Source organism: Solibacillus sp. FSL K6-4121 (assembly GCF_038002585.1).
GTDB classification, from domain to species: domain Bacteria; phylum Bacillota; class Bacilli; order Bacillales_A; family Planococcaceae; genus Solibacillus; species Solibacillus faecavium.
Genome location: NZ_JBBOCS010000002.1, coordinates 1,048,496 through 1,066,352 on the forward strand (window position 1 = coordinate 1,048,496; position 17,857 = coordinate 1,066,352).

At 37.6% G+C, this 17,857-nt stretch carries 19 protein-coding genes; 1 reads left to right on the plus strand and 18 read right to left on the minus strand.

Annotated features, from left to right (window positions below; translation table 11 throughout):
* The first annotated feature begins 103 nt into the window (after nt 1-103).
* Nucleotides 104-862 (plus strand): TerC family protein, encoded by a 759-nt coding sequence (locus MHH95_RS14745; protein WP_340728205.1) that lies wholly within the window; start codon nt 104-106, stop codon nt 860-862.
* 292 nt (nt 863-1,154) lie between these two features.
* On the opposite strand, the gene MHH95_RS14750 is transcribed toward MHH95_RS14745, so the two are convergent.
* The 18 genes from MHH95_RS14750 to MHH95_RS14835 form a co-directional block, all read right to left on the minus strand.
* Complete coding sequence (locus tag MHH95_RS14750) at nt 1,155-1,916, minus strand: DUF2935 domain-containing protein (RefSeq protein WP_340728206.1); 762 nt, start codon at nt 1,914-1,916, stop codon at nt 1,155-1,157.
* A gap of 197 nt (nt 1,917-2,113) precedes the next feature.
* The gene (locus tag MHH95_RS14755; RefSeq protein ID WP_340728207.1) at nt 2,114-3,331 is read right to left on the minus strand and encodes an ABC transporter substrate-binding protein; all 1,218 of its coding nucleotides are present in this window, start codon (nt 3,329-3,331) and stop codon (nt 2,114-2,116) included.
* Between the two features lie 82 nt (nt 3,332-3,413).
* Entirely contained in the window at nt 3,414-4,121 is a 708-nt protein-coding gene (locus MHH95_RS14760) for an ABC transporter ATP-binding protein (protein ID WP_340728773.1), read from the minus strand.
* Complete coding sequence (locus tag MHH95_RS14765; protein ID WP_340728208.1) at nt 4,105-4,881, minus strand: ABC transporter ATP-binding protein; 777 nt, start codon at nt 4,879-4,881, stop codon at nt 4,105-4,107. The genes MHH95_RS14760 and MHH95_RS14765 overlap by 17 nt, the downstream gene beginning before the upstream one ends.
* Before the next feature lie 2 nt (nt 4,882-4,883).
* Nucleotides 4,884-5,903 carry a branched-chain amino acid ABC transporter permease gene (locus MHH95_RS14770; RefSeq protein ID WP_340728209.1) on the minus strand — a complete coding sequence of 340 codons (1,020 nt, stop codon included), beginning with the start codon at nt 5,901-5,903 and terminating at the stop codon, nt 4,884-4,886.
* A complete protein-coding gene (locus MHH95_RS14775) occupies nt 5,903-6,766 on the minus strand; it encodes a branched-chain amino acid ABC transporter permease (protein WP_340728210.1) in 864 nt (287 codons plus the stop codon). The genes MHH95_RS14770 and MHH95_RS14775 overlap by 1 nt, the downstream gene beginning before the upstream one ends.
* A 41-nt stretch (nt 6,767-6,807) precedes the next feature.
* A complete protein-coding gene (locus MHH95_RS14780) occupies nt 6,808-7,224 on the minus strand; it encodes an acyl-CoA thioesterase (RefSeq protein WP_191701522.1) in 417 nt (138 codons plus the stop codon).
* A gap of 48 nt (nt 7,225-7,272) precedes the next feature.
* A complete protein-coding gene (locus tag MHH95_RS14785; protein WP_191701521.1) occupies nt 7,273-8,442 on the minus strand; it encodes a thiolase family protein in 1,170 nt (389 codons plus the stop codon).
* Nucleotides 8,439-8,885 (minus strand): MaoC/PaaZ C-terminal domain-containing protein, encoded by a 447-nt coding sequence (locus tag MHH95_RS14790; RefSeq protein ID WP_340728211.1) that lies wholly within the window; start codon nt 8,883-8,885, stop codon nt 8,439-8,441. The genes MHH95_RS14785 and MHH95_RS14790 overlap by 4 nt, the downstream gene beginning before the upstream one ends.
* Nucleotides 8,882-9,331, minus strand: coding sequence for a MaoC family dehydratase N-terminal domain-containing protein (locus tag MHH95_RS14795; RefSeq protein WP_340728212.1), 450 nt, complete (start codon nt 9,329-9,331; stop codon nt 8,882-8,884). Before MHH95_RS14795 ends, MHH95_RS14790 begins: the two co-directional genes overlap by 4 nt.
* Before the next feature lie 16 nt (nt 9,332-9,347).
* Entirely contained in the window at nt 9,348-10,112 is a 765-nt protein-coding gene (locus tag MHH95_RS14800) for an SDR family NAD(P)-dependent oxidoreductase (protein WP_191701518.1), read from the minus strand.
* Between the two features lie 55 nt (nt 10,113-10,167).
* Entirely contained in the window at nt 10,168-11,343 is a 1,176-nt protein-coding gene (locus MHH95_RS14805) for an acyl-CoA dehydrogenase family protein (protein ID WP_340728213.1), read from the minus strand.
* Nucleotides 11,344-11,375: 32 nt separating this feature from the next.
* Nucleotides 11,376-12,995 (minus strand): long-chain-fatty-acid--CoA ligase, encoded by a 1,620-nt coding sequence (locus MHH95_RS14810; RefSeq protein ID WP_340728214.1) that lies wholly within the window; start codon nt 12,993-12,995, stop codon nt 11,376-11,378.
* The gene (locus MHH95_RS14815; protein WP_339212575.1) at nt 12,992-13,762 is read right to left on the minus strand and encodes an SDR family oxidoreductase; all 771 of its coding nucleotides are present in this window, start codon (nt 13,760-13,762) and stop codon (nt 12,992-12,994) included. Before MHH95_RS14815 ends, MHH95_RS14810 begins: the two co-directional genes overlap by 4 nt.
* Before the next feature lie 75 nt (nt 13,763-13,837).
* The gene (locus MHH95_RS14820; protein WP_340728774.1) at nt 13,838-14,812 is read right to left on the minus strand and encodes a quinone oxidoreductase family protein; all 975 of its coding nucleotides are present in this window, start codon (nt 14,810-14,812) and stop codon (nt 13,838-13,840) included.
* Between the two features lie 50 nt (nt 14,813-14,862).
* The gene (locus tag MHH95_RS14825; protein WP_340728215.1) at nt 14,863-15,429 is read right to left on the minus strand and encodes a TetR/AcrR family transcriptional regulator; all 567 of its coding nucleotides are present in this window, start codon (nt 15,427-15,429) and stop codon (nt 14,863-14,865) included.
* Between the two features lie 284 nt (nt 15,430-15,713).
* Nucleotides 15,714-16,391 (minus strand): ABC transporter ATP-binding protein, encoded by a 678-nt coding sequence (locus MHH95_RS14830; protein WP_340728216.1) that lies wholly within the window; start codon nt 16,389-16,391, stop codon nt 15,714-15,716.
* Nucleotides 16,392-17,513 (minus strand): ABC transporter permease, encoded by a 1,122-nt coding sequence (locus tag MHH95_RS14835; RefSeq protein ID WP_340728217.1) that lies wholly within the window; start codon nt 17,511-17,513, stop codon nt 16,392-16,394.
* Nucleotides 17,514-17,857: the final 344 nt, after the last annotated feature.

Sequence of the window (17,857 nt, forward strand, 5' to 3'; positions counted from 1 at the left end):
AAAAGCATTTTTAGTGATGCCTCGCTATATGATTATAGTTAATGGAAGTGGGAATATTATTCTTACTTACCATTAATCTTAAATGTAGCTAGGAGGAATATAATTGGATATATCATTATTGTTAGAGTATGGTTGGGTACTATTATTATTAATTGGATTAGAAGGATTACTTGCGGCAGATAATGCCCTCGTTTTAGCTATCATGGTTAAACATTTACCCGAAAAAGAAAGACGGAGGGCTCTTTTTTATGGTCTAGCAGGTGCCTTCATTTTCCGTTTCGCTTCGTTATTTATTATTTCCTTCCTAGTAGATGTCTGGCAGGTTCAGGCTATTGGTGCTCTCTATTTACTATTTATTGCAATCAATCATATTGCTAGAAAGTTATATTTTAAAAATAAAGTACATGTGAAAGAGAAGGAAAAGAAGAAATCTGGTTTTTGGGGAACGGTTATTAAAGTGGAATTGGCGGATATTGCATTTGCGGTTGATTCAATTTTAGCAGCTGTAGCTCTTGCGATGACACTACCTAATACTGACTTACCTACGATTGGTGGCATGGATGGCGGAAAGTTCCTAGTCATATTCACAGGTGGTTTAATCGGGTTAATCATCATGCGTTTTGCAGCAAACTTTTTTGTAAAACTTCTTGCAGCAAAACCAGGCTTAGAAATTGCTGCATTTGTAATCGTTGGATGGGTAGGTGTTAAACTTGCTGTTTTAACTTTAAGTCATCCAGATGTAAATATTATTTCTTATACGTTTGCCCATTCCTTTGAGTGGAAACTAACTTTTTATAGCGTATTAATTGCTATTGCAGTAGCTGGTTGGTTTTTATCCAAAGATAATACTTCTAAAGAATAATTGAGTAAAATAAGCGGAGGATTTCCCCTTATTTGCAAAATTAGCTGCATTTAATGGGAAATAGAAGTAGTTATTCCGTCTATTCACATGAAAACCTTTAAATTTTATATTTATTTATTAAATAGAGGGAATTTCTCCGTTTATTTTGATTACTTTTCACTTAATTTCTTTAATAAGCGGAGTTTCTCCGTTTATTATTGATCGGTTAATATACTTCACTCCAAAATAAAAAACCGCAGATGACTATAACCACTAAAATAAATGAAGTGGGTATGGCCCCTGCGGTTTTCGTTTAAATGTTAGAAGACTCTGCTAATTTCATTAAATAGTACTGTTCCTCCCTCGCCATGTGGTCTGCCATAGACGCAGTAAATGTTCCTAATACTTCCGCACTTAGCTCCATTTCTTCCAGTTCATTTAAAAACGTCTTAAATAAGCCCATTTCCACTTCAACCTCATTGTTAAATCTGTTTAATGCCGGGAATTTATGAACATTCGTACGTAAATAGCCCGTTAATTCTACCGCTTTCAAATAAAACTGATCAAAGTGTTTTGCAAAAGTACTGCTTTTTTCCTTCAATCTTTTTTCTACGCCATCCAATTGGTCATTAATGGCCCCCGCATGACCCGATGCATCTACCAACCAGATTAGATGGTGATGTAATTCGTGAAATATTGGTGGCACTTCACCCTGTTTGAGATAGTTTAATATACGTAAATATTCTTCTAATTCATTTACCATATGATTTATAAAAGTAGGTGTTAAATGGATTTTCATTTCACCTGTTAAGTGGCGTTCAATAATGGATAGTTTGAAGGCCCTTAATTGTTTTACTGATTCTTCAACATTATTAGTGAAAAGAATTATATTGGATTCGTTAAGTGAACTTACTTGAGAAAGAAGTTGATCGAAGTGATGGATAAAGGAAGCAGCTTTAGTAATATCCTCTATTTGAGAAGGGTATAGCGAATCGTTAATAAATCTTGAATGATCCCCAAGTACTTGAAGCCAAAATTGATGTTCAAAAACAGCACTTTCCAAATAATTTCCCACGCAATTTACATCTCCTTTTTTCACACTAGTATCCAATTTATTCGACTTAAAATCTTTTTATGAGAAAATTCACCGGAGCTCAGTTTGAACTGAAAAAAAAGAGTAATACAGATCAACTGTATACTCTTTTGAAATGTTTTCCCGGTACTAAGTACGGGATATAATTCGTAAAAGGTGCTTTTTTCTATCTGTATTATTTACTTTTCTTCACCCATCTGAACAATTTCTCCATTTTCAATATAAGCCATGCGTAATAATGGAAGGAATCCACCATCATCGTCTACACCTTTAATGTAATAAACTTCTTTGTCTTCTGGCAGGTTTTTTGCTCCTTGATCCATTGCTGCCATAATTTTCTCAGTATCATCCACAGTTCCAGCTGCTTTCATTGCCTCAACTAGAATATACAATGAAATATAATGGAATCCTGATTCAGAGCCTGGATCTTTATCGTTTTGGCTACGGTATTTTTCAATGAAAGCTTCTGTACCACCATATTGGGATGTAACTAGTGGTGGTGTCGAAATTACGCCTTCAAGTAAATCATAACTTCCGCCTAATACTGCTGCGATCTCATCCAGCTTTGCTTGGTCCATAATAATGAATCCACCTTCGAAACCTAAATCACGTGCTTGCTTTAATACAAGGGCAGTCGGTTGTGAAGGTCCACCGATGAATAAGACATCCGGGTTTTTTGCTAATGCATTGGTCATAATTGTTTGGAAGTCCGTATCCTTACTAAAGTCGATTGACTCATCAAAGACAACTTCCCCACCATTTGCTTCCCATACAGGGCGTAATGAATCTGCCCAATCCTTACCGTACTGAGTTGCTGTTGGTAAGAATGCTATTTTCTTTCCGAAACGTTCCATTTCGTATTTTGTAAATGGCTCAATATATCTGTCATAGCGAGGTGGAATACGAACAGTCATTTTATTTCCTGTTTCGGTAACACCTGGCTCACTCGTATAGGCCATAACAATAAAATCTTCCATTTCATTAAACACTTGCATTGCATATACACCGCCACTATGTGGTGTATAAATGAACTTAGTATCTTGTTCCTGTACTAATCTTTTCGCATTCGCTGCGGCTTCATTCGGTAAATATTTGTCATCTAAAGTCGATAAGTTAATCGTATACTTCTGACCATCCACTTCAAATCCACCACTATCATTAATTTCTTCCGCAGCCATTTTTAATCCTTTTAATGTTTCTTCGCCATAAAATGCTGCTGGACCACTTAAAGGACCGGTATAGCCGATTGTAGGCTCTTCTACTTTACTGCCCTCTGTACTAACCGGTGCTTTTCCTTCATCTTTTTTTGTTTCTTCCCCATCTTCAGAACAAGCAACTAGTACTATAGCCAAAATAAAAAGCAAACTAAGAAATAATCCCCTCTTAAATGTGTTCATGTTTATCTCCTTTGTTTTTTATATTTTTAGTGCGACAATACATTATTTGTTCCATTTCCTCGCCGTTCCTACATGCCCATGTCTATGCCCCAATATATGCTTTGCGAATATCATCATTATTAAATAGTTCTTTACTATTCCCTTGAAGAACTAATATGCCGTTCTCTATTACGTAGCCACGGCTAGCAATTTTCAGTGCAGCATTGGCATTTTGTTCAGCAAGTAACACGGTCGTTCCATTTCTATTAATCGACTGTATAACAGAAAACATTTGCTCGACTATTAACGGAGCAAGCCCTATGGAAGGTTCATCGAGCATAATTAGTTTTGGCTTTGCCATTAAAGCTCTACCAATCGCCAACATTTGCTGCTGTCCTCCACTTAAGGAACCAGCTGCATCATCTTTTTTCTCTTTTAAAATTGGGAATAAATCATAAGTTTCTTCCAAAGACTGTTTTAATTGTGCTTTTTTCCGTCGATGGACAAAGCCACCCATCATTAAATTTTCCTGAACAGACATCTCAGAAAATAGCTTTTTTCCTTCGGCACATTGAACAATACCGGTCTTTACGATCCGATCCGGGGCAGCCCCGCTTATACTGTTTCCATTAAACTGAATGTCGCCTGAAGTCATTTTGTTCAAGCCGCTAATTGTTTTAAATAGCGTGCTTTTCCCTGCCCCATTCGCGCCAAGTAATACAACTAACTCGCCCTCATGCACTTCTAAATTAATGTTTTTTAATGCTTCAAAACCACCAAACTTTATCGTTACATTAGATAACTTCAGCAGATGATTCACCCCCTAAATACGCTTCAATTACAGTTGGGTTATTTTTAATTTCCTCTGGTGTACCTTGTGCTATTTTCGCACCATGGTTTAGCACCATAATATTATCTGCGAGTCCCATAATCATCTGCATCTTATGTTCAATCGTACATACAGTAATGCCGCTATCAACGATTTTCTTCATTAATTCTGCCAAGCCTTCAGTTTCACCAGGATTGATTCCTGCTGCCGGCTCATCAAGGAAAATAACTTTTGGACCTGTTGCAAGTGCAAGTGCAATGGCCACTCGTTTTTTTGACTCCTGTGAAATTGTCGATACAGGACTGTTAGCTAAATTTGTTAAGCCTACGAAATCCAGTACTTCAATTGCTCTTTCAAATGCTTCCTTTTCCTCACGCTTTTCTCTTTTCGTCCGAAGAATAGCATCAAACAGCTTTGATTTAGTACGTAAGCGATAGCCTACTATAATATTGTCAATGACAGACGACGTATCAAATAAATGAGTAGTTTGGAAAGTACGGGCAATACCTAATCTCGCTACAATATGTGGCGGTGTTTTAGTAATATCCTTCCCTTCAAAAGTAATTGACCCGGATGTTGGTCGATGGAAGCCACTAATCAAATTAAAAAAGGTCGATTTACCGGCTCCATTTGGTCCGATAATTGCGGTAATTTTTCCTTTTTCAATCTCAAAATCAACTTCATCCACTGCAGTTAAACCACCAAATCTTTTCGTGAGGCCCTCTAGTTTAATAAATGTCATCATTAAACCTCCCTACTTTTCATATCCGTTGATTCACTATTCTTTGAATATGACCTGTTACTCTCTTTTTTCCTAGTCCGTAAATATCCCCTTAAGGACTGAATAGCACCTACGATCCCTCTAGGGTAGAAAATAACGATTAATGTTAATATAGGTCCAAAAATTAACATCTTATGTTCTTGGAAACTTTGTAAATATTGCTCAAGCCATATAAACAGCAGCGTCCCTATAATCGGTCCCGCAAGTGTTCCTATTCCACCAACGATTAAATACATCAAAAATGTAAATACCATTGTAGTCCCTGCAATTTCAGGTCCAATAAATCGAACAAGTGAAGCGTATAATCCACCTGCCAGGCCTGCAAAAGATACCGAAATGACAAAAGATACTAGTTTATTTATTTTTGTATTAATTCCTAGAGTTTGTGCTAGCTCCTCACTATTACGAATCGCATTATATGTTCTCCCAGTTAAAGAATAAACAATTCTTACAGTGACAAAGATAGAAAGGAGAAGAAACAATAACACTAAATAATACATGGCGATCGGTGATTCGAATTTAATGGGGCCAATTGCATTTGGTATTGGTATGCCAATTAATCCCCTTACACCACCCGTTAAATCTTCCCATTTATAAATTAATAAATAGATTAAATAACCTGCTATTAACGTATAGATGGCAAAGAAGTGCTCTTTCGTTCGGAGTGCAATTATCCCTAGAGCAAAACCAATTCCCATTGTAATAAGAACAGCTAACAATAATGCCAACCAAAAATTAAGCCCCGCTTTAGTAGTTAAAACCCCTACAGAATAGGCTCCAATGGCAAAAAAACCTGCGTGTGCCAAGGAGAGCTGCCCCGTATAACCAGCTAAAATGTTCATTCCATAGATGGCGATAATATAAATAAAGGCGAGTGTCATAATATATAAAACATATTTATTATCTGAAAAGGCCAGAGGGAAAAGAAGGGATAAAATGAGTACTGCGATAATTCCATTTCGTTTATTCAGTACTTTACTCATTAATAAACCCCCTTCGCAAACAGACCTTTTGGACGCATCGTCATAATAATAATTAGTAGTAAAAAGGCGATCATATCCTTATAATCATTCGAAATATACGTAGCTCCCAAGCTCTCTGTAATACCAAGGATTAATCCACCAATGATAGCGCCTGGAACGCTACCCATCCCTCCTATAATAACGACGACAAATGCTTTCAAAATAACAATATGTCCCATGGCCGGGAATACAAGATTAATCGGAGAAGAAATAGATGCCGCAATTGCAGCTAATGCTCCTGAGATAGCAAATGTCATCATCGCTACTGCATTCGCATTGATCCCTACTAAAAAGGCTCCTTCACGATTTTGCGCCATTGCAATAATCGACGCTCCAATCATTGTTTTCTTTAAAAAAAGCTGCAATAAAATCACCACAACGACCGCCACTACAATAACCAAAATTCTTTGATACGATGTGGCTATGCCAAAAATTGTAACAGAGTCACCATATGGAGTAATCATTCGTTGATAGTCGTTGCCCCATATAAGGCTAACAAGTGCATCGAAAAACAATACCATACCAATGGCTGCTATTTTGTCATGAATAGCAGGAGCATTCCTTAACGGATTAAAAACCAATCGTTCCATTAAAATCGCTATTAATGCAACGCTAATCATAGAGATGATGATAGCTACAAAATAATGGACGCCTAGTCCTTTCATTGCCATTAACGTGAGATACCCACCAATTAAGTACAGCGCTCCATGGGCAAAATTTGGAACATGTAAAATACCAAATACGAGAGTAAGTCCAATCGCAACTAGAATGTAAACGCTTCCAAGGGTGAGTCCATTAAACAATTGCTGCAGTAATAATTCCATATTTATCCCCCTTCGTATTGTAAGATGAATTTTGGCTTACTCTAACGTGTGGTAATTAAATATTCTTCAAGGGCCTTCCTTAATTCCATTGGTATTTCAATTGAATGCTGATCTTGAAAGTTATAACAAACAATAACTGAACTTCCATTAGCTATAAGAGCACCAGTATGTGCATCTTTAATTTCATGTTCAAGTGTATAGCTTTTTGTTCCGATATTTGATACGCCTGTTGATACTCTCAGTATTTGGCTTGCATATGATTGTTTAATGAAGTTACTTTCAAGACGCGCTACGATAAAATTAAAATTCTTTCGATCTTTCCCGCTAAATTTAATCGCTTCAAAAAATTTGGTACGTGCTTCTTCATAATAAAGAAAATAACTCGTATTACTCACATGACCTCCAGCATCCGTCTCACAATACCGTACATAAATATCAACATCCGGGATAGTTTTCATATATTTTCTTCTCCTTCATTTACGATTTTTATTATGTGAAAGAATTGACTACCCCTCTCGTTCAATGATCGTCGCAATTCCTTGCCCGCCACCGATACATGCAGTAATGAGTGCATATCTTCCGCCTGACCGCTTTAATTCGTAAATTGCTTTTGTCATTAAAATAGCTCCCGTGGCACCTAGAGGATGTCCATGTGCAATTGCCCCACCGTTAACATTTACTTTTTGCGCGTCCATGTTTAGTTCCTTATCACAAGCAAGAACTTGTGAAGCAAACGCTTCGTTTATTTCTATTAAATCCATATCCTCTAATGTTAAGCCAGCCTTCTCTAATACTTTTTTTGTTGCAGGTACTGGTCCGATTCCCATAATATTTGGATCAACCCCGGCAACTGCCTGTGCTCGAACGACTGCTAAAGGAGTTATTCCTAACTGATTTGCTTTTTCTCGAGACATTATAACAACGACTGAGGCAGCATCATTTAAACCTGAACTACTACCTGCAGTAACAGTACCACCATTCAAAAATACTGCCGGTAATTTTTCTAATCCTTCTTTGGTCGTTTCTGGACGAGGATGTTCATCCACTTTAAACTCAATTGGTTCACCTTTTCGAGTAGGTATATAAATCGGTACAATTTGCTCTTCAAATCGGCCTTCTTCCATCGCTCTAGCCATCTTTTGTTGGCTTTGTAGAGAAAATGCATCTTGTTCTTCCCTACTAATGTTATATTTCTCAACTAAGTTTTCCGCTGTAATCCCCATAGGTGGATCACCAATTTCTTTTGGAGCTAATTGAGACTTTCGGAAGCGAGGGAGTGTAGGGCTATAAGCTTTTTCTGGACGGTCCATTAAATAAGGAGCACGGCTCATACTCTCCACTCCACCTGCTACAAAAATATCTCCATCGCCTGCCCAAATTGCCTGTGCAGCTAGATTAATCGCATTAATGCCAGACCCACATTGACGGTCTACAGTTAACCCGGGCATTCCAGTAAATAGACCTGTTTGCAAAGCTGTTAATCTAGCAATATTTCCACCACCACTTAGTACATTGCCTAAAATAACGTCATCAACCATATCAGCCGTAACATTTGCACGCTTTAGCGCCTCTTTCATCACTTCTGCTCCAAAAACATGAGCAGGAATAGATGCAAGTGCGCCACCTTGCCTGCCGATTGCTGTTCTTACTGCGGAAACAATTACAGCCTCTCTCACACATTCATCCTCCCTTTTAATTCATCTGAAAATTCAGAAACATTATGACATAAAAATTTTACAGATCCATTCATAACTTCCTTTTGGTGTTGATTGATTGCTGCAACTTCAAACACCATTTCACTTGAATGATGGTCTTGTAAAGTTGCCTTTAATGTAATGCGGTCATCTATAAATACCATGCCTTTAAAACGGATGGCGAAATCTTGAATAAAACCTTCCTCAACGTAAGGTGTAAATAACTTTGCTAAATTACCCATCGTCCACATTCCATGCGCTATAATGCCTGGTAAACCTGCTTTCTTCGCCTCATCATCAATTGTATGAATAGGATTGAAGTCACCAGATGCGCCTGCATATTTAATCAAGTCAAGTCTATTCACCGGCTGTATTTCAATAGAAGGTAATGAATCGCCTGGCTTTAAGTTCGTAATATATATCAAGCACCCATCCCCTTTCTCACTGCTTCATTAATGATGAGAATACGATCTTCGCTGAAAATTAGGTTTTGATCTATATCTAAGCCTTCACGACGAATGACTAAAAAGCCCATTCTTCCATTACTCCCAGTTTTCTCATAGTAATCTTTCACTTCTGTAGAGCAATATAGTTCTTCTCCAACAAAAATAGGCCGTTCATAACGAAAGATTTGCTCTCCATGAATGAGTCCCTTTGCCGGTAGTTTTAAATTTGGAATCGTACCAAAATCAAGTGTAACTGGAAAGGTAGGTGGCGCAATATTTCGTTGATATTTTGAATTTTTCCCTGCTTCCTCGTCATAATAAATCGGAGCAAGATCATTAATGGCCTCTGCAAATTTTTTAACAGCACCTCGCTCAACTGTATTTTTAATTACAGCTGAGCGAGTTCCGATTGCTTCTTTAAACACTTAATCCCTCTTTTCTTTAAGTTCTAGGTCCTCCAGCAACATAAATAATTTGCCCACTTACAAAAGATGATTTTTCATCTGCAAAAAATAAGACTGCATTTGCAATATCTTCTGGTTTTCCGCTTCGTCCAACCGGAATTGCCTTAGTAGTAAATTCAACAAACTGATCAAAAGGAACGCCCATTCTTTCAGCAGTTGCTTTTGTCATATCTGTTTCAATAAAGCCTGGTGCAACAGCATTTACGGTTACACCATATCGACCTAGCTCTATTGCTAGCGTCTTAGTTAATCCTTGTAATCCTGCTTTCGCCGTCGAATAATTCGCCTGTCCGCGATTACCTAAAGCAGAAGTGGATGACAAGTTAATAATTCGGCCGTAATTTTGCTTCGTCATATAAGCTTGCGCAGCTCGAGAGGCGTAGAATGCACCTGTTAAATGAACATTCATAACAGTTAACCAATCTTCATCCGTCATTTTAAATACTAAGTTATCTCGAATAACTCCCGCATTGTTTACTAAAATATCAATCGAGCCGAACATTTCATAGACTTCTTTCATCGCCAACTCAACATCTTCACGATTGGCGACACTTCCGACTTTTGTATAAACTGAATAGCCCGCTTCTCTTAATTCACTAGCTGCACCTTCTAACGCTTCTTCATTCACATCAATAATTGCGACATTAGCCCCTTCTTGTGCGAATTGCTCTACAATCGCTCTACCGATTCCTCTGCTGCCACCTGTTACAAATGCTGTTTTTCCTTCAAATCTTTGTCCCACGACTATTCCTTCTTTCTCTATAAAAGTTTTTTGATTTCACAGCTCATTAATAGAGTTAAACATATTGGCCAACCTTAACGTTTCCTTTTAAGAGATTTCTTGAAATGATCATACGTTGTATTTCGTCTGTACCATCATAAATTCTCCAAAGTCTTGCTTCACGGTACCAGCGTTCAATCGGTAACTCTCTCGTATAGCCCATTCCACCATGAATTTGCAGTACTCGGTCTACTACTCTATTGCCCATATTGGCACCATATAATTTTGCCATTGATGCCAAGTGGCGATTATCCTCTCCTTGATCGAGAGTAAAGGCTGCATTAAGCACAAGCCATCTCGCTGCTTCAATTTCAACCGCTGAGTCGGCAATCGGCCATTGAATCGCTTGATTGTCTGCAATTGGTTTTCCAAATGTTTTACGTTCCTTCGAGTAATCGATGGCCATTTGCAGTAGACGTTCTGCCATTCCAACTGCTCGAGCACCTACTACCCATCGTGCAAAGCCAATCCATTCTAGCCCCAACTTATAACCACCATTGATTTCACCTAAAATATTTTCTTCTGGAACACGAACATTATCAAACACTAAACCAGCAGGTCCCCATTCCCCCATTGTGTCGATATACTCTGATTTCCAGCCCATATCACGGTCTACGATGAAGCAAGTTACACCATCTCGACCAGTTTTTTTATGGAGCTCTTTATCAGTTATCGCAATAACCATTACGAAATCTGCTTCATTACCACCTGTAATAAACGTTTTTTCACCATTTAAGACCCACTCATTGCCATCTTTCACGGCTGTCATTTTAATATTTCTTGTGTCGGACCCTGCATCTGGTTCTGTGATAGCAAAGCACGATTTTTTGTCACCATTTATCGTAGGAATTAAGTACTTTTCCTTTTGGTAGTCGTTTCCATAATAAAGAATATTGTCTGCTGAACCGCCAAAACTAAAAGGAACAAATGTTTTCGAAATTTCCATTAGAACGAGTGCCATCATCATTTGGCCAAGGTCAGCACCACCATATTCTTCTGGCGTATTAATACCCCAAAATCCAAATTCTTTCGCCTTTAAGCGTAGCTCTTTTAATTTTTCATTTGAAAGACCCGGTTTCCCTTCACGCTCGTTTTTCAGCACTTCATTTTCAAGAGGGATTAATTCCTCTTTCACAAATTTGCGGATAGTTTCCTGCACCATTTTTTGTTCATCAGTTAATCGTAAATACATATAATCACACTTCCGTTTCCATTAGATTTATATTAAACTTGATCACTTTGAGCATTGAATTGCGTTATTAAATTTCTTTTCAGTATTTTGCCAACAGCCGTTTTCGGTAACTCTTTAACGAATTGAATTTCTCTAGGAACCTTATATGCAGACAATTGAGTACGACAGAAATCAATGAGTTGGTCAGACGTTACATCCTGGCCTTCCTTCAGTACTACAATTGCTTTAATTGTCTCGCCGCGATATTCATGTGGAATACCTATAACCGCGACTTCAAGTACGGCAGGATGCTTATAAAGAATATTTTCAACCTCAATCGGATAAACGTTATATCCGCTCGCGATAATCATTTCTTTTTTACGTCCAACTATAAAGAAGAAGCCGTCCTCATCCATTTTTGCTAAATCCCCTGTATATAGCCAACCATCTCGTATCGCGATATTTGTTTCTTCAGGTCTGTTCCAGTAACCTTTCATCACCTGAGGACCCCTAATTACTAATTCTCCCACCTCTCCAACGGCAAGGGTTTGTTCTCCAGTTGCAATATCTACTATTCTCGCATCCGTGTTTGGTATCGGAATGCCAATACTCCCCTTTTTTTGCAATCCATCAACAGGATTCCGGTGCGTAACAGGTGAAGCTTCAGATAGCCCATAACCTTCAGCAACTGAAGTACCGCTTATCTCGTTGAATTGATTAATAATCTCTATTGGTAAAGGTGCCGATCCACTCGAACATATATTAAAACAGCTCAGATCAAATTTTCTGACATTGTAATAATTTACGAGTGCAATGTACATCGTTGGAACGCCCGGAAATGAGGTTGGCTTCGTTTTTTCAATGATGTCAATGACTTGCTCCACATCAAATTTAGGCACCAAAATCAAATTGCTGCCGAGATAGAACGTGACAGACATAGCACTCGTCATTCCATATACATGAAACAATGGCGATATAGTTAAAACACGCTCTTCCCCTTTTTTCACCTTAACATTAGAAGTCGCTTCACTTTGAAGTGTGTTAGCAACGATATTAAAGTGGGTTAGCATTGCCCCCTTTGGTGTTCCGGTAGTTCCTCCCGTATATTGCAAAACTGCAACATCTTCAACTGGATTAATTTCTACCGTTTGTAATTCGCCCTCATCTTCTATTAATAATTCATCTGGCAAGTAAGCGCTTTCTACAGAAACCGGGTAAACTTCTTGAATCGGTGTTTGCGCTCTAATTGCCTCTATTAAAGGTAGTAATTGATCCATTACAATGATTGCCTTTGCTCCAGAATCATTTAAAATATGGATTAATTCTGAAGCTTGATACATTGGATTTACTTGAACTACAATTCCACCACATGCTAGTATGCTGTAAAAACTTACAGGGTATTGAGGACAATTCGGAAGCATAATTGCAACCCGATCCCCTTTGCCAACACCACTTTTTGATAGACCTTTCGCAGCCTTTTTAATGTTATCGCTCAGTTCCTGATACGAGAAAGTTTTTCCATAAAACGTTATAGAAGTATGGTTTGAATAGGTTGCTACCGATTCATCTAGCAGCTGCGGAAGCGAAATAATCGGAATTTCAATTTCTTTCGGATTTCCGGGTACAACATGCTCTAACCAAGGTCTCTCCACATTTGTTTTGCTTTGCGTCATAATGATCCACCCCCATCAATAGCTATTACTTGCCCTGTAATATAATCACTTGCTCTTCCCGCGAACAATATTGCTGTAGCCTTTAACGAATTCGTATCTCCCAGTTTATTCATTGGGTTTTTTTCCTTAATACGATCGCCGCTTCGTTCAAGAATATGTTTGGTCATCGTCGTTTCGAAAAATCCAGGCGCAATGGCATTGACAGTCACACCATACTCCGCCCATTTACGTGCTAAATCCTTTGTAAAATGATGTATTGCAGCTTTACTTGTGCTGTAACCAATGGCATTTAACACTTCAGCAGGCTCCGCTTTTAAACCTGCCACAGAGCCAATATTAATGATCTTCCCGTATCCTTTTTCAATCATGTGATTGCCGACTGCTTTCGACATAAGGAAGGTGCCGGTAACATTGACGTTTAACACTTTTTGCCATGCTTCAAGGGGCATCTTCTCAGCCTTTTCTCCCCAAGTAGCCCCGCTATTATTTACTAAAATATCAATTTGACCAAAATCCGATAAAACTTCATTTACAGTACTAATGACGTTTTCTTCGTTACCTACATCACATACATAAGCTCTTGCTTGCACCGAATACTTATTTTGGATATAGTCTACGGTGTCTTGGCAATTGCTTAATTTACGGGAACAAATCGCAATATTGGCACCATGCTCTGCAAATGCTTCTGCGATATCCCTCCCTAATCCTCTTCCTCCACCTGTAATAAGAGCTGTACGTCCACTTAAGTCAAACAAAGATTGATCCATATATTCGCTCCCATCTCATAAAAATGAGTAAATACTAATCGGTTAGTATGTCGTGCGTAAATAAAAACAATTTTTTTAGGGTGTAAGAATTAACTTTCCAACTGTTTTTCTTCCTTGAAGTAATTGGTGAACTAATGAAGCCTCTTCTAATCGATAAATACCGCCGATTGTTAATTTAAGCTTTCCGCTATCAACGAAATTCAATAATTCTGTAAAGCTACGTTGGTATAACTCTGGTTGACTCATGATTTGTGGGAGGAAGAAACCAATAACAGAATGGTTACGACGCATAAGCTGGGCTGCATCAAGTGTTGACATTTCACCACTCGCTCTTCCAAATATCACTAAACGTCCGAATGGTGCCAGGCATTTAAATGTCTTTTCAAAAATATCTCCGCCCACCATTTCAAGAGCGATATCGACACCTTTTCCTCCAGTAAATTCACGTACCTTTTCTTCCCATCCCGGTTCCGTATAATTGACAAGGTAATCTGCACCTAGATTCTTTGCATGTAAAAGTTTTTCCTCAGTACTAGCTGTTGCAATAACTTTGCCCGCGCCAAATAATTTTGCTAACTGTACCGCAAGTGCGCCTACACCGCCCGCAGCTGCATGGACAAGAACAGTTTCACCTTTTTCTAGACGTCCCATTGTCTTTAAAATGTGGTACGCTGTTTGACCTTGTAAAGGTAGGGCTACAGCATCCGAATATTCAACACCATTTGGTATTTCTGTAAGGACCCTTTCATGAACGCTAACAAATTGTGCGTAAGCCCCTGACTCTATAAGTGACACAACACGCATACCAGGCTTTAATCTTTTTACATCTTTCCCAACCGCAACTACTTCACCTGCTACCTCTGCACCTGGTATAAATGGCAGTTTTGTTGGAACAACATACTTCCCTTCTCTTCTAGCAGTATCTGCATAATTTACTCCAATAGCTTTTACTTCTACTAAAACCTCTTGATCACCAATTTCAGGCCTTTCAATATCTATGAAATTTAAAACATCAGGCCCCCCATATTCAGTGAATTGAATTGCTTTCATTGTTTTGGCATGAACTGTCGACATATAATACCTCCGATTTAAATACTTTCTTACCTTTGTAAACTTATTCCATACAACACAAAGTCCACATATTTCTCAGCTAACTCTTCAACCGATACTTCTCCCTCGGGATTAAACCAGTTATAACTCCAATTCGTAACTCCTAAAATAGCCAAGGCAATCATTTTAGGATCGATACTTTCTCGAAACTCACCCGATTTAATCCCTTCACTTAATACAGCTTCAATATTCAGGCGAAACTCTTCTCTTTTTTTCTTAACTTTTTTGGCATTCTCTGGTGTTAAATTCCGCATTTCTCGGAAATAAACGCGACCATTCGCCCTTTGATTTTTAATATCTAAAATAACAAGTGATACAATGCCAATAATCTTTTCGCGACAATTTTTCGTGCTCTCAATAATTACTTTTTGTCGGGTTAATAAATCATCAATATATCTAAGGTGAATCTCCATCAGCAGAATTTCTTTGCTCGTAAAATAATAATAAAAAGTACCTTTCGTAACGCCTAGTGCATCTACAATGTCTTGTATGGATGTTTCGCTAAATCCTTTTTCCTGAAAAAGCTTAATGCTTTGTTTTGTTATTTTTTCTTTCAACTTAACAACAAACCCTTTCTCTCTATTTACGTTACTTAAGCTCCTAGGTACTCTCTTCTTTCACCCAATTCTTTTAATACTGACCGACCAGTATTCTCCAGATAATTAGTTATATGATTGAAAAGTTGAAAATATTAATATTTTTTTATCTCTTTTTAAAGTTATTTTTGAAAGAATCAATGTAAAGCATTGTACAAGCGTGATACTTTATAAAAAATATTAATTTTAAGTGAAAAAAAATAGCTTATGAAAATCAAAAATGATTTCATAAGCTATTTTTCTTATTAATTTTGTAGCGTTAATACGCCGTCTTCCATGCGGTACACTTTATCACAAAACTCTAGCATACGCTCATCATGGGTTACCATAACGGCTGCTTTATTACGTTCTTTAACTTCATATCGAATTTGTTTCACTACTTCAAATGCACGGTTAGAGTCTAAACTTGCTGTCGGTTCATCTGCCAAAATTACGTTTGAGTTGTTAACAAATGCACGAGCGATCGCAACACGTTGGCGTTCTCCCCCTGATAATTCATTCGGGAATTTCGATAATTTTTGCCCTAAACCTAAGTCTTTTAATAACGCTTTCGCGAATTTCACTTCTTTAGTAGTTACTTTGCCTTTCATCTTACATACAAGCAGCAATTGATCCAATACATTTAAATACGGAATTAAGTTTGACGTTTGTAAGATGAAGCCGATGTCTGTTAAACGGAATGAAGAAAGTTCTTTTTCTTTCATTTGCCCAATATTTGTATTATTTACTAATACTTCACCTTTAGAAGGTTGCAGAAGCGCACCAGCGATCGATAACAATGAACTTTTACCTGAACCAGATGGACCAATAATAGCGATGAATTCACCAGGATTTACAGATAGTGAAACATTTTTTAATGCATCAACTGTTGAGTCGCCTTCTTTAAATGATTTTGTAACATTTTTTAATACTAAACCAGTCATTTATTCCACTCTCCCAATCGCTGTTAATGGATCGATTTTCGTTACTTGACGAGCTGAAATCACGGAACCTAAAACAGAAACAATTAGTAAGACAACGGCATAAATCAGTACCATTTTAAAGTCTAAGTTAAATGGCATTCCTTCAGGGAAGACTAAAGCCGTTAAATATGTCAATCCGATACCAGCGATAATGCTTCCTAATGATAAAACAAATACTTGTGAGATAATTGAATTTTTAATAAAACGGTCTGAAGCACCAATTGCTTTCATAACACCGAATTGTTGTGTTTTTTGTAAGATGAATACATAGAAGAATACAGCGATAATTACTGCTGAGATGGCAAACAAGAATGCCAGCATCATATAAATTGTTGCACTTTCTTCTTTATAACCAGGCATCCCCATAATAGCGTCTGATTTTGTTACCGTTTCAATTGCATCATAGTTACTTGCAATCGCATCTGCATCTACATTTTCACCTTGTAGCGCAATCATAGCTACTGGGCTTTCTAACCCGTTGTCTGAGCCAGGTGCTGCGAATGCATAACTTTGCCAAGTTTCAACGTTTGCAAATACTGTTGGTAAATGGTTAAAAGTTTCACCTTTTGTAATACCAACAACCTCTAACGTAATGTCAGAAGATGTTACTTCGAATTTATCACCAATTGAATAGCCTTTATCTGCTAAAGATTCGTCGATAACGACACCGAATAAATTGTCATTTGAAAGCTGTTTACCTTCAATTACTTTTGGCTCGATGAATTTCCCTGGGTCAATCCCTAAAAAGGCAACGTCCTCATTTACTTTAGAGTCTGTAATATTAGGGTTGTGTATGATAATTGTAGATTGTCCAAATTTCGCTGCTTCTTTGACACCGTATTTACCTTCGATATCATCTGCAATTGCTCCAGACACTTTCGTTTTCATCATCGTTCCTTCAGAACCCTCTTCATAAATGAAAAGATCCCCATCAATATTTTTCATCGTTGCCGCTGCTAATGTAGATAATCCATTACCTAGGCCCGACAAAATAAAAACAAGCCATGCGATTAGCATAATAATAGCGCCAATCATTGCAAAACGTGTTTTTGAATGTTTCATTTCTTTTATTGCTAAAAACATTCTTAGTTCCCCCTATTAATATGTCGAATAGAAATAGATTATACAAAAATAAGTTATCCATACTTTAAAAACTATCTTTGTATAATAAAATTCTCTTAAAAACCGAAAATAGCTTTATCGAGTTCGGATAAAAAAATTTGCGTTATCTACTTCTCTTACAGAAGTATAGCTCGCCAATATAAACTTTATATAAACTTTTCAACATTTAATAAGATGATTCTAAAATAACAACTATAGAAGGGTTTCCAACTTATTCATTATATTGGTATACTTTTAAGCGTTATATAATTATACTAATACCTTCCTTAGGGTACGAATTTAGCGAGATAAAAATAACGCTCCCC

What these genes read in the sequence shown, in the direction of transcription:
- MHH95_RS14810 (WP_340728214.1), bottom strand. Translation starts at nt 12,995, where the DNA reads ATGACGCAAAGCAAAACAAATGTGGAGAGACCTTGGTTAGAGCATGTT.
- MHH95_RS14765 (WP_340728208.1), bottom strand. Translation starts at nt 4,881, where the DNA reads ATGACATTTATTAAACTAGAGGGCCTCACGAAAAGATTTGGTGGTTTA.
- MHH95_RS14770 (WP_340728209.1), bottom strand. Translation starts at nt 5,903, where the DNA reads ATGAGTAAAGTACTGAATAAACGAAATGGAATTATCGCAGTACTCATT.
- MHH95_RS14775 (WP_340728210.1), bottom strand. Translation starts at nt 6,766, where the DNA reads ATGGAATTATTACTGCAGCAATTGTTTAATGGACTCACCCTTGGAAGC.
- MHH95_RS14780 (WP_191701522.1), bottom strand. Translation starts at nt 7,224, where the DNA reads ATGAAAACTATCCCGGATGTTGATATTTATGTACGGTATTGTGAGACG.
- MHH95_RS14820 (WP_340728774.1), bottom strand. Translation starts at nt 14,812, where the DNA reads ATGAAAGCAATTCAATTCACTGAATATGGGGGGCCTGATGTTTTAAAT.
- MHH95_RS14755 (WP_340728207.1), bottom strand. Translation starts at nt 3,331, where the DNA reads ATGAACACATTTAAGAGGGGATTATTTCTTAGTTTGCTTTTTATTTTG.
- MHH95_RS14830 (WP_340728216.1), bottom strand. Translation starts at nt 16,391, where the DNA reads ATGACTGGTTTAGTATTAAAAAATGTTACAAAATCATTTAAAGAAGGC.
- MHH95_RS14815 (WP_339212575.1), bottom strand. Translation starts at nt 13,762, where the DNA reads ATGGATCAATCTTTGTTTGACTTAAGTGGACGTACAGCTCTTATTACA.
- MHH95_RS14835 (WP_340728217.1), bottom strand. Translation starts at nt 17,513, where the DNA reads ATGTTTTTAGCAATAAAAGAAATGAAACATTCAAAAACACGTTTTGCA.
- MHH95_RS14805 (WP_340728213.1), bottom strand. Translation starts at nt 11,343, where the DNA reads ATGTATTTACGATTAACTGATGAACAAAAAATGGTGCAGGAAACTATC.